We start from the raw sequence: 13,491 nt of genomic DNA, 5'->3' as shown, positions 1-13,491 counted from the left end.
GCAATCCAAGTTCTCCTCCAGGTAATGGAGAACAGACGGGGCGACTCGGTCGCGCCGTCGCCCCTGATCACCCCTCCGCGCGGAAGCTTTCAAGCCGGGCGAGTGTTATCCGACACCCTTGACCACCGGGCTTCGCGGCATGTTCGCGGAGCCCGGCGGGACGGTCCCGGGGCCCGACGGCGACGGGCCCGGAATGAGTACTGTGGATGTTGGACACGGAGATGGGGGAGACGTTGCTTAACCCTGAGGATCTGTACGAGCTCGACACCGACCTGCCAGAGCTGACGGGTCCGGTGCTGCTGCACAGCCTCGACGGCTTCGTGGACGCGGGGTCCACCGGGCAGCTCGTGCGCGAGCACCTCCTGGAGGCGCTGGAGCACCGTGTCGTCGCCCGCTTCGACGTCGACTCGCTGATCGACTACCGGGCCCGCCGCCCGCCGATGACCTTCGACCGCGACCACTGGGCGTCCTACGAGGCGCCGGAGCTGGTCGTCCGGCTGCTCCGGGACGAGGCGGGCAGCCCGTTCCTCATGCTCTCCGGGCCGGAGCCCGACCGGCTCTGGGAAGGGTTCACGTCTTCCGTCCTGCACCTGGTCGAGCGGCTCGGCGTGGGGCTGGTCGTCGGGTTCCACGGCATCCCGATGGGCGTCCCGCACACCCGTCCGGTCGGCATCACCGCGCACGCGACGCGGCCCGAACTGGTCACCCGGAACTCCTGGTTCGACAAGGTGCAGGTCCCGGGCAGCGCCGCCGGGCTGCTCGAACTGCGGCTCGGCGAGGCGGGGCACGACGCGGTGGGGCTCGCGGTGCACGTCCCGCACTACCTCGCGCAGTCCGCGTACCCGGCCGCCGCCGTCGCGGCGCTGGAGGGGGTCATCGACGCGACCGGGCTGGACCTGCCGGTCGAGCGGCTCCGCGAGGCGGCCTCCGCGACCGACGCCGACATCGCCGAGCAGGTGGACGGCAACGACGAGGTGGAGAAGGTCGTCCGGGCGCTGGAGCAGCAGTACGACGCCTTCGCCGGGGCCGCCGCGCGCGACAGCCTCCTCGCGGAGTCGCAGGACATGCCCACCGCCGACGAGCTCGGCGCCCAGTTCGAGCGCTTCCTCGCCGAACAGGACGGACCCGACTCCCAGGGCTAGCCGCCCTCTCCCCACCGCGTCGGCCGCACGGACATATCCGGCCCGACGCCGGGTAGGCGAGCCATTGAGAGGGGAGGCTCGCTCATGCCCCAGAAGGTCAACGAGGTGATGACCCCGGTACCCGTCGCGGTGCCGCCGGACACGTCCCTGACCCGGGCCGGGGACCTCATGCGCCAGCACGGCATCGGCGACGTCCTGGTCGTCCAGGAGGGACGGCTGCGCGGCCTGGTCACCGACCGCGACATCGTGGTCCGCGCCGTCGCCGTCGACCGCGACGTGTCCGCCACGACCGTCGCGGACATCTGCAGCACCGACATGGTCACGATCGCGCCGGACGCCGACGCGGACGCCGCCGTCCTGCTGATGCGCCGGCACGCCGTCCGCCGCGTCCCGGTCGTGGACGGCGGCCACCCGATCGGGATGGTGTCGATCGGGGACCTCGCCGTCCAGCGCGACGAGCGCTCGGCGCTCGCCGACATCAGCGCCGAACCGCCGAACCGGTGACCCCGCGCGCCGCTCGCGAGGTGTGATGCGGGACGTCATCGTCGTGGGCGCCGGGCCCGCCGGATCCGCCGTCGCCCGCCACCTCGCGGGGTCCGGCCTGGACGTGCTCGTCCTGGAGAAGTCGTCCTTCCCGCGCGAGAAGGTCTGCGGGGACGGGCTCACCCCGCGCGCCGTCCACGAACTGCGCGCCCTCGGCCTCGACCTCGCCGGGCCCGGCTGGTTCCCCAACAAGGGCATCCGGCTCGTCGGCGCGGGCCGCCGCCTGGAGATCCCCTGGCCGGACGGCCACGGCCTCACCCGCACCCGTACGGGCCTCGACGAGCAGCTCGCCCGGCACGCCGCCGCCGCGGGCGCGACGCTGCGCGAGAACACCAAGGTCACCGGCCCGGTCCACGCCGACGGACGGGTGACCGGCGTCCGGACCGCCGGCGGCGTCGAGCACGCCCGGCTGGTGATCGCGGCGGACGGGGCGTCGTCCCGGCTGTCGGTAGCGCTCGGGGTGCGAGCCCGCCGGGACCGTCCGATCGGCATCGCGGGCCGCCGCTACTACCGCAGCCCCCGGCACGACGACGACCACCTCGAGATCTGGCTCGACCTGGCGCCCGCCGGATACGGCTGGGTGTTCGGCATGGGCGACGGCACCTGCAACGTCGGCGTGGCCCTGCTGCGCGGCGAGCACCCCGACTACCACGGCCTCTTCGCCCGCTGGCTGGCGACGCTCCCGCGTGACTGGGGCTTCACCGAGGACGGCGCCACCGGCCCCCTGCGCGGCGCGGCCCTGCCCATGGGATTCAGCCGCCAGCCCCACTACCTGCCTGGACTCCTGCTCGTCGGCGACTCGGGCGGGATGGTCAACCCGTCCAACGGCGAGGGCATCGCCTACGCGCTCGAAGCGGCCCGCATCGCCGCCGAGGTGGTCGTCGAGGCGTCGTCCGCCCCCGTCCCAGAACGGATCTTGCGGACGTATCCGGCGGCGCTGAAACGCGCCAACGGCGGGCCGTTCACGCTGGGCCGCGCCTTCACCCGCGCCATCGACGACCCGCGCGTGATGCGCCTCGCGACCCGGCAGGGGCTGTCCCACCCGTGGCTCATGCGGTTCGCGCTCAAGGTCGTCGGCGGGCTGCCCGCCGCGGCCCGGCCCACCGCCGCCGACCGGTTGGCCGACGCTCTGACGCGCCTCACCCCCGCGTCCTAGTGTGCTTCCACAGACAAGGAGTGTTCGGACACAGCCAAGATCCCGGGCGGGGCGAGCCGCTGGACTTGGCCGGACACTGGGAGGGATGCACATGAGCAGCGAGGCGTACGACGTCGTCAAGGCACACTACGCGGCGTCCGACCGCGGCGACCTGGACGGCATGGTCGCCGACTTCGCCGACGACATCGCCTGGACGGAGATGGACGGCTTCCCCTACGCGGGAACCTACGTCGGCGTCGACGCGATCAAGGCCGGGGTCTTCGGACGGCTCGGCCAGGACTGGCAGAACTTCCGCGCCGACCCCGACGAGCTCGTCGACGGCGAGGACGGCACGGTCGTCGCCATCGGCCACTACTCCGGGACGTATCGGGCGACCGGAAAGGCGATGCGCGTGCGGTTCGTCCACGCGTGGCGGGTGAAGGACGGTAAGGTCACGGCCTTCGAGCAGTTCACCGACACCCATCTCGTCCGCGAGGCCATGCAGTGAGCACGGTTGCCACTGGCGCGACCCCGGTCCGAGGGTGCACCATGTGAACGACGGAGCAAGTGGGGCTTCACCTGGGGAAACGCGCATGTCCATGGTCATCAGGACAGCCGATCTGCCCGCCGCCGAGCGGTTCGACTTCTGGCGCAGCTCGGTGTCGGACACCTTCGTGCCGCTCCGGGCGGAGACGACCCGCCCGGAGCTCTTCGAGGGCCGCATCCGCGGCCGCGAGCTCGGGGCGCTCAAGGTCACGGAGGTCACGTCGACGCCGAGCGTCGTGCGGCGCACCGGCGCGCTGATCGCGCGCTCCGACCCGGGGCACTACAAGATCGGCGTCCAGCTCAACGGGTACTGCCTGCTCACCCAGGACGGACGGGAGGCGGCGCTCGTCCCCGGCGACTTCACCATCTACGACACGACGCGCCCGTACACGCTCGCGTTCGACGACTCGTACCGGCAGCTCGTCCTGATGGTGCCGCGCCGCCTCCTGCACCTGCCCGAGGACGCCATCGCCCGGGTCACCGCCACCCGCATCTCCGGGCGGCAGGGCGTCGGGGCGCTGCTGTCGGCGTTCCTCGTCCAGCTCGCCGAGCAGCTCGACGAGCTGGACGACCACGGCGGCGTCCGGCTGGGCGACAACATCGCGGACCTGCTCGTCACGCTGCTGGCCGAGCACATGGACATGTCCGCGCCGACCCCCGAGTCGCGCCGCCGCGCCCTGCTGCTGCGCGTCCGCGCCTACATCGAACGCCACCTGGACGACCCCGACCTGTCCCCGGACGACATCGCCGCCGCGCACTTCGTCTCGTCCAGGCACCTGTACAACCTGTTCCGCGAGGAGGGCACGACCGTCTCGTCGTGGATCAAGGAGCGGCGGCTTGAGCACTGCCGCCGCGACCTGCGCGACCCCCTCCAGTTGAACCGCCCGGTCAGCGCCATCGCGGCCCGCTGGGGCTTCGTCGACGCCGCGCACTTCAGCCGCCTGTTCAAGGCCGCCTACGGCGCCAGCCCGCGCGAGTACCGGGTGACCGTCTCCGGCGACTGATCGATACAGGTTTGGGCAAGCTCCGTACCGGCACAGACAAGACACGCCGGGGGCCGCGGCCGAGACTTGCCTCATTCCGCGACCAGGGGGAGGCCAGTAATGAACACCCGGCTTTACGTCAACGGCGAGTGGGCCGCCGCGGCGGACGGTGCTGAGTTCACCACGACCGATCCCGCCACCGGGAAGCTCCTCGCCACCTGCGCGGAGGCCGGACCGCAGGACGTCGAAGAGGCGGTCGACGCCGCCCGCGCCGCGCTGTACGAGCCGTCCTGGGCCAAGATGCTGCCCAACGAGCGCGCCCGCATCCTCTGGCGCGTCGCGGAGCTGATCGAGAAGAACGCGGCCGAGCTGGCCGAGCTGGAGACCCGCGACCAGGGCCAGCCGCTCGGCGTCGCGAAGTCGGTCAGCGTGGACGGCGCCGCCGACCACTTCCGCTACTTCGCCGGCTGGGTCACCAAGCTGGAGGGGGCCGTCTCCCCGATCTCGTTCCCGGACACGCTGCACTACGTCCGCCGCGAGCCCGTCGGCGTCTGCGCGCTGATCACCCCGTGGAACTTCCCGCTGATGATCGCGTCCTGGAAGCTGGCCCCGGCCCTCGCCTGCGGGAACACCGTCATCATCAAGCCCGCCGAGCAGACGCCGCTGACCACCGTCCGGCTGGTCGAGCTGTGTGCCGAGGCGGGCTTCCCGCCCGGCGTGGTCAACCTCCTCACCGGCGGCCCCGCCGTCGGCCGCGCCCTCGTCGCGCATCCCGGCGTCGACAAGATCTCCTTCACCGGCTCCAGCACGGTCGGACGCGAGATCGTCAAGTCGTCCGCGAGCAACCTCAAGCGCGTCACCCTCGAACTCGGCGGCAAGGCGCCCTCCATCATCGCCAGGGACGCCGACATCGACGAGGCCGTCGCCGGCAACCTCCAGGGCGCCCTCCTCAACAGCGGCCAGGTCTGCGCCGCCTACACCCGCCTCTACGTCGACCGCCGCCGCGCCGACGAGTTCACCGAGAAGCTCGCCGCCGCCGCGTCCGGCCTCCGCGTCGGCCCCGGCCTCGACCCGGAGACGCAGATCGGCCCCCTGGTCTCCGCCGAGCACCTCGACCGCGTCGACTCCTTCGTCCGGACGGGCGGCAAGCAGGGCGCCGAGCTCGTCACCGGCGGCCACCGCGGCGACGGCCCCGGCAACTTCTACGCCCCCACCGTCTTCGGCGGCGTCACCGACGACATGACGATCGCCCGCGAGGAGATCTTCGGGCCCGTCCTGCCCGTCCTCGCCTACGACGACGTGGAGGAGCTCGCCGTCCGCGCCAACGACACCGAGTTCGGCCTGGCCGCGTCCCTGTGGACCCGCGACCTGTCCACGGCCCACCGCCTCGCCGCCGACATCCGCGCGGGCGCCATCTTCGTCAACATGCTCCCCATCCCCGACGCCGCCGCCCCCTGGGGCGGCTACAAGTCGAGCGGCTGGGGCCGCGAGATGGGCCCCTACGCCCTGGACGCCTACACCGAGATCAAGGGGGTCTGGATCCACCTCCCGTAACCTCCCCCTCCAAACCGTTTCGCGATCGCCACCACCGACCGGGTACGCTTTCCCGGCAACGCGGGCGCGTAGCTCAGGGGTAGAGCACTCGCCTTACAAGCGAGGAGTCGGCGGTTCGAAACCGTCCGCGCCCACCTGCGCAAAGACCCCGTTTCCGATCATGGAAACGGGGTCATCGTGCCATTAGCGTGCCATTAGCCGACGAGCGCGAGCCCTCCCGCCGACCCGTCTTCGTCGTCCGGGTCGTCGTTGATCATGTCGTCCATCGCTTGGGCGATCGCCCGGTTACCGCCCGCCGTCCGGTGCTGGTAGATCATCGCCGCCCGGACGCTGTCATGGCCCATCCGTTCCATGAGGTCGCGGAGCGACGCGCCGGACTCCGCGGCGAACGTGTTGCCGGTATGCCGGAGGTCGTGAAAGTGGAGGTCCGGCACGCCGAGCGCGGTCACCGTCTCGCCCCACTTGGTTGCGCGCCGGAAGTTGGCCCGCCGCAGGACACCGCCGCGCTTGCCCGTGAAGACCAGCGCTTCGGGTTCGGGGCCGGTGAAGTTGCCGAGATGGCGCTTGAGTTCGGGGATGATCGCCTGGGGGAGTGCCACCGTGCGCAGGCCCGCCCGCGACTTGGGCGGCCCGATGATCAGTTCACCCGTGTCCAGCTCTACTTGTGCCTGCCGGACGGTGACCGTGCGCGCGTTGAGGTCGATGTCCTTCCGGCGCAGCGCGACGACCTCACCCCACCGGAGGCTCGCGAACGTCGCGAGGAGGACGAGCGCGCGCAGATGCTCCGGCATCATCTTCGCCAGCTTGAACACCTGGGCGACCGTGAGGACCGGCCGCTCGTCCGGCTTCTCTTCCCCCGCGCCTTTGATCCGGCATGGGTTGCGCGGGATGATCAGGTCGTCCGTCGCCGTCATGAGGACGGCCCGCAGCAGGCGGTACGCCTTTGCTACCTCGGACGCGCCGACGCCCACACTAACCAGTTCGGCCCGCCACTCTCGTACGGCCGCCGTGTCGATCTTGCCGATGGGCACATTGCCGAGATACGGCACGAGGTGACGCCGGAGCAGACCCCGGTAGATCTCGATTGTTCGCACGCGCAGGTCTGGCCGCTCCGTGATCCATTTGGCCGCGTACTCCGACAGCTTGACCTTGGCCCGCTTCGGGTCCGTCCAGTCGCCCGTAAGTAACTTCGCCTCGATCAGCGAAAGCTGTTTCTCCGCCTCACGCTCGGTGGCGTAGGTCGTCCCGCCGGAGCGCATTTTGCCGTCCGGTCCCGGATACCTGATCTGAAAGCGCCCGGAAGGCAGTTGACGGACACTGCCGAACCGACGCTTGCCCTTCTTGTTCGCCATCAGGCTGCCTCCCTGATCTCAGTTGCCGAAAGTTCCGGGGTGGGGTTGTGGGTCGCGGCGTCGAGCTGGCGGCGCCGTTGGATGCGTTCGTTGATGAGGAGTAGGAGTCGTTGCGCGGTCGGTTTCACGTCCGGGTCACCCGGCCCAGCGCGCTCCCAGATATGCACGGCTTTCGGGTCGGCGGGATTGGCGACGGGGATTCCTGCCTCAGCCAGCCGGGCCAAGACCCACGCCTTCCGGTCTGCCTTGTGATCGGCCAGCGTCTTACCGGACCACTTGCGGGAGACCAGGACGCGGCGGCCGCCGTAGCCGAGGTGTTCGTGTCGGTGGGCTTTGCCCTTGCAGAATCCCGGGGCCATGCCTTTGCGCGGGTTCTTGGGCTGCACGCCGTAGCGCAGCCAGTTCGCGCACGTGGGCGAGCAGGGTTTGTAGCGGAGGGCTTCGGCCATGCGGTCGACGTGTTCGCGTTGTGCGTCGGTTTGCGCCTGGTGGCATTCGGCGACGCCTTTGACCAGGTATTTGGTGAGGTAGCCGATCAGCTTGCGGGATTGTGGGGAGTCGGTCAGGACGCCTTGGGCGTCGATCTGCCGCCCGAACCGGGCCACGTGCAAGGGTTCGGCGTCCTCGTCCGCGCCGAGGGCATCCAGTGCTTCATCCCAGGTGGGCAGAACCTCGCCGGTCGCCGGGTCGAGGTAGCCGCCCTCAGGCCCGGCCGCGTCGTCCCAGACCGGCAGCCGATCCCCGGAGTAGAGGACCCGGTCGGTCGAGGGCCACCACACTTGGTGGTAGGTCGCCGCCACGACTTGGCGTAGTTCGGCGCGGGAGATGGTGCCGCGGATGGCCATGTGTAGGTGGGGTGCGAGGCGGCGTTGGGGTTCGACGGTGGCGAAGTATTGGACGTCGTAGCCGACGAACCGGCGGAGGTTCTGGACGAACCGGTCCACGAGCTTGGAGAAGTGCAGGGCGTCCCGTGCGGCCCGCGTGTAGTCGTAGATCGCCGGGTCGACCGGTGTTCCGTCCGAGCGCACCCGCCCGTAGGAATCCAAGGTCAGGGTCAGGAACAGCGAGGGCCGGAACGTCTGGCCGTCACGGCCGCGGAACACCTTGCCAACGGTGCGGGAGTCGACCGGACGGCGCGGAAGGTCCGGCGCATCTTGCCTTCGCCGGGTCGACCGGGTCCGCCGGCCCCTGTCCTCATCACCGGTTTTGAGCCCGCCGCGCACGCCAGAGCGTTCGATCTCGTGATCGAGGTCGCGGACAACGGCGTCCCAGAACTCCGCTCCCTCCCCGTCCGCCGTCCCGACTTCGCCAGCACGATCACGGGCCGCCGCCGCGTGCGCCCGCAGTTCCATCCACGCGCGTTGCTCGGCGTCCGGATCAGCGCGAGTGATGATCGGTTCCTGGGTGAGGTGCCAGCCCTGGGCGCACTGGACGGCGCGGAGTTTGCGCTTGCGTTCGGCGCACGAGGGACACACCGAGGCCAGCGTGTGACCGCACGGCACGTAGACGATTTCGCCGGTTCCGGTGGTCAGGTCGACCCGCCGCATGGGGACGGGTCGGATGCACACGCCCTGCTCGACCGCGACCGCTTCTAGCACGCCCCGCGCCAGCGGAGGCAGCGTCTTGACCACCGCCCCGGATTCGGAACCATCCGTGTCGGTCTGGGGTTCGTCGAGGGTGGGTTGCCTCACGCGGCCCCCTCCGCGTCGACGTCGGGCAGGGCGAGCGCGACCATGGCGCGAATGTCGTGATCGGAGACGTAGGCGGCGCGCACCCTGACCGGGTCGGGGGTGGTCTCCAGCCGGACGAACCCGACCCCCGCACCGATGTCGGGGACGGAGGAGATCTGATCGGCCAGCGCGCCCCGGTCTCGCGCCCCGTCGCCGAGGACCATGTCGACCTGTTCGTCTTCGTCCAGGCGCAGGGCGATGCGGTCGGGGAACAGGTTGCGCAGGTTGTTGACCTCTTTGCGCGCGTCCTGCTGAGCGCCGATCACGCAGTACCCGACCGAGCGGCCTTGCGAGGTGAGCACGGCCAACGCGGATTCGGCGCGCTTTCTGAGGTCGCGTTCGGGGCAGTAGGCGGTCAGGAACGCCAGCTCATCCACCACGACCACCCGGAACGGGAACTCGTGCGAGGGCGTGAAGGATCGGGTCATGCCCGCGAACCGTTCCGCACGGGCGTTCATGTCCTGGGCCGCGGCTTCGAGAAGCTCGACCATGCCGCCCTTGGGGTCGTCTCTGTAGCGTCCGTACCGCTCGAACAGCGCCCGCCCGAAGCTGAGTTCCATGCGCTTGGGGTCGACCGCCCAGACCTCCACGAGCCCGCCGAGCATGAGCGGCAGTACCGCGCGGATCGTGGACCAGATGACCGAGCCCTTCCCGGCCCCGGTCGCGCCCGCGATGAGGACGTGTGTTCCCAGCAGCCGCAGCCGCCACGGCGAACCGTCCTCCTGGCGTCCGATCTCCAGGCCGGACAGGTCGATGTCGGACGGGGCGAGGATGGGCAGGGCGGGAATCGGTTCGGCGAGGGCATCGCGGCGGACGAATTCCAGCCAGATGCGGCCGGGACGGTCCCCGGCGCGGACGCGGACGAGGGTTGCGCCGAAGCCGTGCGCGAGGTTGACCGCGACCCGCTCCCAGGCATCGGGAGCCTGCCCCTTGAGCATCCGGACCAGCACCCGATCAGACGTCGGGCCAGACCGGACGCGGACGAGGGAGGGCAGGTATTCGCGGCCCTTGTGGGTCTTGGTCAGCCCGGCGGTGACGAGCACGGGTTGCCAGTCGCGCCGGTAGACGGACACCAGCCGCCACCAGGACCGGGCCGGACGGACCACCCACCGGACTACGGCCGGACGGTCCACCACCACCCACACGGACAGGCCGACGAGGACGAGGGCCAGGACTAGGACGGGGACGAGCCACCCGAACCGGTAGCCCAGCCAGGCCAGCCCGGACAGGACCGAGAGGGGGACGATGTTGCGGACGAGGAAGACGATTGTCCGTAGGAGGGCGCGGACGAGGTTGACGATGAGCACGAGCCCTTCGGGCATGTGCCACACCGGCGGCGCCCACTTGGGTGCCGCGAACGGGTCACGTTGGGCTTCGACCGCGACGTTGTCACCGGGGCCGAGTTTGCGGAACTCCCATGCCATGATGGATCACCTCTTCTTTGTGCTGTTCAGGGGAGAGATCGGGGCGGCCGGAGGTACCAGCTCCAGCCGCCCCACCTTTCTCAGGTCAGGCCGCGTCCTTGGCCGCCGTGTCCTTGCCCGCCGGGCGACCCTGCGGCTTGTGGTTGGCCGGGCGCATCGCCGCCGCTTTCAGCGAGTAAGCCAGCCGGTTGTTCTGACTGTTGACGTACGGCGTCACGCTCAGCCCGTCGAACTCCACCGGCACGAACGGAAACCCCACCGGAGCCTCCGGCATGACCGGCTGGACGGGCGCGGTCAGCTTGACCTTGAACGTGCCCTTGGCCGCCGGGTCGGCGTCCAGCACCTCCACCGCCCACACCAGTTCGCCTGACTCCTTGTCGCGGGCCTGGACGAAGTTCTCCCGCGTCGAGCGGTCGAAGTCGCGGACCGGTTCGACGCCGCCCTTGATGAACGCCCCGAACGGGAACACATCCCCGAACGCGACCTTGAACGGACCCTGCACTGCCATCAAGAATCACCCCTTGTTGCCTGCTCTTGTGAGCGACAACTCGTCTTATCGAGTTGCCGTACAAGCAATGTACCTCGCTCGGAACGAACTACCAGGGGTGCAAGTCGACTTATCGAGTGATCTGCGTCACAAGTTGTAGCTGTCTTCCAGGACGTGCAGCGAGCCCGGAAGCGCGACCTCCACGACCAGGACGGTCCGCCCGGCCGAGTCCTCCACCGAGCCCAGCACCGCCAACACCGGCTCACCCTCGCCCAACTCCAGCGCCGCGCGCTCCTCCTCGGTCGCACGACGAGCCCGCAGCCGCTCGTGCACGCGGGTCAGCCGTTCCTTGCCCGCAGCGGCCAGCAGTTCGCGGACCGGCACCGTCAACGGCCCCTCCTGGTCCAGCCCGGCCGAGCGCGCGACATCCAGCGGCGCCCACAACGACACCAGCTCACTGGCGATCGAGTCATACAACCCGACATAGCGCCGCAAGTGCACAGGCGCGGCCTCAGCCAGCCCCAACAGCAACGCCACCTGATTGGGGGCGGGGCGACGCCCGGTCTCCAGCACCCGCACCGATGCCCCGGTCTCCTGACGATCCAGCACGGCCAATCCGGGCCGGTTGCTGTCGGAGGCCCGCGAGGACGGGCGAGCTTTGACGAACGTGCCGCGTCCGTGCTCGCGCTGGAGTTCGCCGAGCAACTGCATTTCGTTCAACGCGCGGACCACGGTCGGGCGCGCGGCCCCGAACTCCCGTCCGAGCGCGGTTTCCGAGGGGATTTGTGAGCCGACGGGGTAGGTTCCGTCCTCGATGCGGCGCCGCAACGTCTCGATGATCCGGACGTACTTCGGGGCGTACATGGCGTCTTCCGACATGAGGACCTGCTAACAGCTCGACAACACGAGTTACACAAGCAAACCAGACGTCCCCGGCAATGTCACGCCCACCCCGGTCCACGACCAGGCAGTTCTACACCCTTACGCCTAGCCGCGGGCCACTTGCAGGACGCCGAGACAACCACGCGAGACCAGATGGAACGCCGCCAACAACACCTCATGCCCCACGCTCACGTCCAGGAGCGCAGCATCCAACTCGGCAACCCATTCCGGCTGGTTCAGCGAGGCTTCCTGCTCGGCCTGCCGCTGGACGTCCGAAGCCCTGGCCTTAAGAAACTTGGTCACGTCCGCGACGTCTTCGATCACCTGGGCCAGCGACTCCAGCGCCATCGCCACCTCCAGCAACCCAAGCCGCTCCACCCCACCGCCACCGGCCAATTTGTTCACGCCATCGGACCACGCCGCCAGCAGATCAAGCTGGTCCTGCATCTCACTGCCCATCACGCCGTCCCTTCCCCGCCCCGGTCCACGGTGCGGCCGTTTCGCGGGCCCCACGCGCCGCCGTTCTTGACGTACTCGACCTGCTCACGAGAGAACCGGCGCTCATCGCCCGGCGTGCGAATGCACGACAGGTTCCCGACCAACGCCCACCGCGACACCGTCCGGACGTGCACACGAAACACCTCGGCCACCTCGTGCGGACGCATCAACTGCCCGGAACCGAAATCCCAACCGTCGATGATCACGACGTCTCCCCGTCAAGACCACCGGCCTCCTCATGCGGGGCGGTCGGGGCCAGGCTGTCGGGGTTGTTCATGAAGTGCTCGATCTGCTCACGGCTGAACCGCCGCACTCCGCCCAGGGTCCGGACGCAGGAGAGCCGCCCCTCATCGGCCCAGCGCGCCACGGTCGCCGGACCGACCCGAAACATGTCGGCCACCTCACCGGGGGAAAGAAGCTGGCCGGGACCGAAATCCCAGCCGTCGACTCGCACATTGACCATCAGGGGGTTTTCCTCTGGTTGAACGCCACCACCGGCGGCGGGGGAAGTTGGGGGAATTGCTCGTCACGCATGGACAGAACCAACCGGGCGTGCTGGACGCGGTCGGTCGCCTGCTTACGTTCCTCATCCGGGACAGGGAGCTTCGCCGAGAGCCAGGGGCCGTATGTGCGCAACACGGCGAGCTGATACCAGGTGTCGACCGTCATGGCATCGGAGTTCATGAGGCGGTCCATTCGGCGTAGACGACCTTCCCGCCCTCCGGCCCACACCACACCCCGACGTGTGCGGCCAACTCCGCGATGACCGCGATACCCCGGCCCCCGTCGCCAACGGCGGTCTGTTCGTTCAGGACGGGCAGGTTCGCGGCGTCGGCGTCCCACACCTCCACCGTGTACACGCCGCCCACCGAATAGGCGCGTACCCCGATCACCTCGGTCTTGGCATGCCGGATCGCATTGGTCGCCAACTCCGACGCCACAACCCGAACGTCATCCAGATCGACCGGCCACCCGGCCGCGATCTGACCAACGTGATCACGGGCCCGCTTGGCACTCGCCCACTCAACGGCCAGAAAGATCATCTGCCGTCAGCCTCCCAGCGGCGCGAGACGGCAGCATTCGCACGTCCGCGCCTTAGCCCTGGTTAGAAGCGGGCCCGGCGACACGAAGTCTCAACCGGTTGTGTCCGGTCGCTTCTGGGGGCGAGCAACCAAACCCGGTCCCCCCCCACTCCACGCCGCCGGACCCGCAGTC

At 69.9% G+C, this 13,491-nt stretch carries 16 protein-coding genes and 1 tRNA gene; 7 read left to right on the top strand and 10 right to left on the bottom strand.

Annotated features, from left to right (window positions below; all coding sequences use genetic code 11):
* The first annotated feature begins 206 nt into the window (after positions 1 to 206).
* From FXF65_RS38785 to FXF65_RS38755, 7 genes are all read left to right on the top strand, one after another.
* Positions 207 to 1,142, top strand: a complete 936-nt coding sequence (locus FXF65_RS38785) for a proteasome assembly chaperone family protein (protein ID WP_378232843.1) — start codon at positions 207 to 209, stop codon at positions 1,140 to 1,142.
* Between the two features lie 84 nt (positions 1,143 to 1,226).
* Positions 1,227 to 1,646, top strand: coding sequence for a CBS domain-containing protein (locus tag FXF65_RS38780; protein WP_148355341.1), 420 nt, complete (start codon positions 1,227 to 1,229; stop codon positions 1,644 to 1,646).
* 25 nt (positions 1,647 to 1,671) lie between these two features.
* Positions 1,672 to 2,841 (top strand): geranylgeranyl reductase family protein, encoded by a 1,170-nt coding sequence (locus FXF65_RS38775; RefSeq protein WP_148355339.1) that lies wholly within the window; start codon positions 1,672 to 1,674, stop codon positions 2,839 to 2,841.
* A gap of 91 nt (positions 2,842 to 2,932) precedes the next feature.
* Positions 2,933 to 3,328, top strand: a complete 396-nt coding sequence (locus tag FXF65_RS38770) for a nuclear transport factor 2 family protein (RefSeq protein ID WP_148355337.1) — start codon at positions 2,933 to 2,935, stop codon at positions 3,326 to 3,328.
* An 85-nt stretch (positions 3,329 to 3,413) separates the two neighbouring features.
* Positions 3,414 to 4,370: an AraC-like ligand-binding domain-containing protein gene (locus tag FXF65_RS38765; RefSeq protein WP_187412760.1), complete on the top strand. Its 957-nt coding sequence runs from the start codon at positions 3,414 to 3,416 to the stop codon at positions 4,368 to 4,370.
* A 99-nt stretch (positions 4,371 to 4,469) separates the two neighbouring features.
* The gene (locus FXF65_RS38760) at positions 4,470 to 5,903 is read left to right on the top strand and encodes an aldehyde dehydrogenase family protein (protein ID WP_148355335.1); all 1,434 of its coding nucleotides are present in this window, start codon (positions 4,470 to 4,472) and stop codon (positions 5,901 to 5,903) included.
* A gap of 62 nt (positions 5,904 to 5,965) precedes the next feature.
* Positions 5,966 to 6,037: transfer RNA gene (locus FXF65_RS38755), tRNA-Val, on the top strand.
* Positions 6,038 to 6,097: 60 nt separating this feature from the next.
* Here FXF65_RS38755 and FXF65_RS38750 read toward each other — a convergent pair.
* From FXF65_RS38750 to FXF65_RS38705, 10 genes are all read right to left on the bottom strand, one after another.
* Positions 6,098 to 7,255, bottom strand: coding sequence for a site-specific integrase (locus tag FXF65_RS38750; protein WP_187412759.1), 1,158 nt, complete (start codon positions 7,253 to 7,255; stop codon positions 6,098 to 6,100).
* Entirely contained in the window at positions 7,255 to 8,946 is a 1,692-nt protein-coding gene (locus FXF65_RS38745) for a replication initiator (RefSeq protein ID WP_342787822.1), read from the bottom strand. The genes FXF65_RS38750 and FXF65_RS38745 overlap by 1 nt, the downstream gene beginning before the upstream one ends.
* On the bottom strand, positions 8,943 to 10,409 hold the full coding sequence (locus tag FXF65_RS38740) for an FtsK/SpoIIIE domain-containing protein (RefSeq protein ID WP_246199389.1): 1,467 nt from the start codon (positions 10,407 to 10,409) through the stop codon (positions 8,943 to 8,945). Before FXF65_RS38740 ends, FXF65_RS38745 begins: the two co-directional genes overlap by 4 nt.
* Positions 10,410 to 10,494: 85 nt before the next feature.
* Positions 10,495 to 10,917, bottom strand: coding sequence for a plasmid replication, integration and excision activator (locus tag FXF65_RS38735; RefSeq protein ID WP_148355333.1), 423 nt, complete (start codon positions 10,915 to 10,917; stop codon positions 10,495 to 10,497).
* Positions 10,918 to 11,043: 126 nt separating this feature from the next.
* Positions 11,044 to 11,775 carry a GntR family transcriptional regulator gene (locus FXF65_RS38730; protein ID WP_148355331.1) on the bottom strand — a complete coding sequence of 244 codons (732 nt, stop codon included), beginning with the start codon at positions 11,773 to 11,775 and terminating at the stop codon, positions 11,044 to 11,046.
* Between the two features lie 108 nt (positions 11,776 to 11,883).
* Positions 11,884 to 12,237: a hypothetical protein gene (locus FXF65_RS38725; protein ID WP_148355329.1), complete on the bottom strand. Its 354-nt coding sequence runs from the start codon at positions 12,235 to 12,237 to the stop codon at positions 11,884 to 11,886.
* The gene (locus tag FXF65_RS38720; RefSeq protein WP_246199388.1) at positions 12,237 to 12,482 is read right to left on the bottom strand and encodes an excisionase family DNA-binding protein; all 246 of its coding nucleotides are present in this window, start codon (positions 12,480 to 12,482) and stop codon (positions 12,237 to 12,239) included. The genes FXF65_RS38725 and FXF65_RS38720 overlap by 1 nt, the downstream gene beginning before the upstream one ends.
* Positions 12,479 to 12,739 carry a helix-turn-helix domain-containing protein gene (locus FXF65_RS38715; RefSeq protein WP_148355327.1) on the bottom strand — a complete coding sequence of 87 codons (261 nt, stop codon included), beginning with the start codon at positions 12,737 to 12,739 and terminating at the stop codon, positions 12,479 to 12,481. Before FXF65_RS38715 ends, FXF65_RS38720 begins: the two co-directional genes overlap by 4 nt.
* Positions 12,739 to 12,960 (bottom strand): hypothetical protein, encoded by a 222-nt coding sequence (locus tag FXF65_RS38710; protein WP_148355325.1) that lies wholly within the window; start codon positions 12,958 to 12,960, stop codon positions 12,739 to 12,741. Before FXF65_RS38710 ends, FXF65_RS38715 begins: the two co-directional genes overlap by 1 nt.
* Positions 12,957 to 13,319 (bottom strand): ATP-binding protein, encoded by a 363-nt coding sequence (locus FXF65_RS38705; RefSeq protein ID WP_148355323.1) that lies wholly within the window; start codon positions 13,317 to 13,319, stop codon positions 12,957 to 12,959. Before FXF65_RS38705 ends, FXF65_RS38710 begins: the two co-directional genes overlap by 4 nt.
* Between the last annotated feature and the right edge of the window lie 172 nt (positions 13,320 to 13,491).

The organism is Actinomadura syzygii, assembly GCF_008085905.1.
Classification (GTDB): domain Bacteria; phylum Actinomycetota; class Actinomycetes; order Streptosporangiales; family Streptosporangiaceae; genus Spirillospora; species Spirillospora syzygii.
The sequence above is the reverse complement of the archived record's forward strand: the minus strand, read 5'-3'. Positions and strand labels throughout refer to the sequence as shown.

What these genes read in the sequence shown, in the direction of transcription:
- FXF65_RS38785 (WP_378232843.1), top strand. Translation starts at nt 207, where the DNA reads ATGTTGGACACGGAGATGGGGGAGACGTTGCTTAACCCTGAGGATCTG.
- FXF65_RS38705 (WP_148355323.1), bottom strand. Translation starts at nt 13,319, where the DNA reads ATGATCTTTCTGGCCGTTGAGTGGGCGAGTGCCAAGCGGGCCCGTGAT.
- FXF65_RS38765 (WP_187412760.1), top strand. Translation starts at nt 3,414, where the DNA reads ATGTCCATGGTCATCAGGACAGCCGATCTGCCCGCCGCCGAGCGGTTC.
- FXF65_RS38715 (WP_148355327.1), bottom strand. Translation starts at nt 12,739, where the DNA reads ATGGTCAATGTGCGAGTCGACGGCTGGGATTTCGGTCCCGGCCAGCTT.
- FXF65_RS38760 (WP_148355335.1), top strand. Translation starts at nt 4,470, where the DNA reads ATGAACACCCGGCTTTACGTCAACGGCGAGTGGGCCGCCGCGGCGGAC.
- FXF65_RS38780 (WP_148355341.1), top strand. Translation starts at nt 1,227, where the DNA reads ATGCCCCAGAAGGTCAACGAGGTGATGACCCCGGTACCCGTCGCGGTG.
- FXF65_RS38750 (WP_187412759.1), bottom strand. Translation starts at nt 7,255, where the DNA reads ATGGCGAACAAGAAGGGCAAGCGTCGGTTCGGCAGTGTCCGTCAACTG.
- FXF65_RS38775 (WP_148355339.1), top strand. Translation starts at nt 1,672, where the DNA reads ATGCGGGACGTCATCGTCGTGGGCGCCGGGCCCGCCGGATCCGCCGTC.
- FXF65_RS38710 (WP_148355325.1), bottom strand. Translation starts at nt 12,960, where the DNA reads ATGAACTCCGATGCCATGACGGTCGACACCTGGTATCAGCTCGCCGTG.
- FXF65_RS38730 (WP_148355331.1), bottom strand. Translation starts at nt 11,775, where the DNA reads ATGTCGGAAGACGCCATGTACGCCCCGAAGTACGTCCGGATCATCGAG.
- FXF65_RS38735 (WP_148355333.1), bottom strand. Translation starts at nt 10,917, where the DNA reads ATGGCAGTGCAGGGTCCGTTCAAGGTCGCGTTCGGGGATGTGTTCCCG.
- FXF65_RS38740 (WP_246199389.1), bottom strand. Translation starts at nt 10,409, where the DNA reads ATGGCATGGGAGTTCCGCAAACTCGGCCCCGGTGACAACGTCGCGGTC.
- FXF65_RS38770 (WP_148355337.1), top strand. Translation starts at nt 2,933, where the DNA reads ATGAGCAGCGAGGCGTACGACGTCGTCAAGGCACACTACGCGGCGTCC.
- FXF65_RS38725 (WP_148355329.1), bottom strand. Translation starts at nt 12,237, where the DNA reads ATGGGCAGTGAGATGCAGGACCAGCTTGATCTGCTGGCGGCGTGGTCC.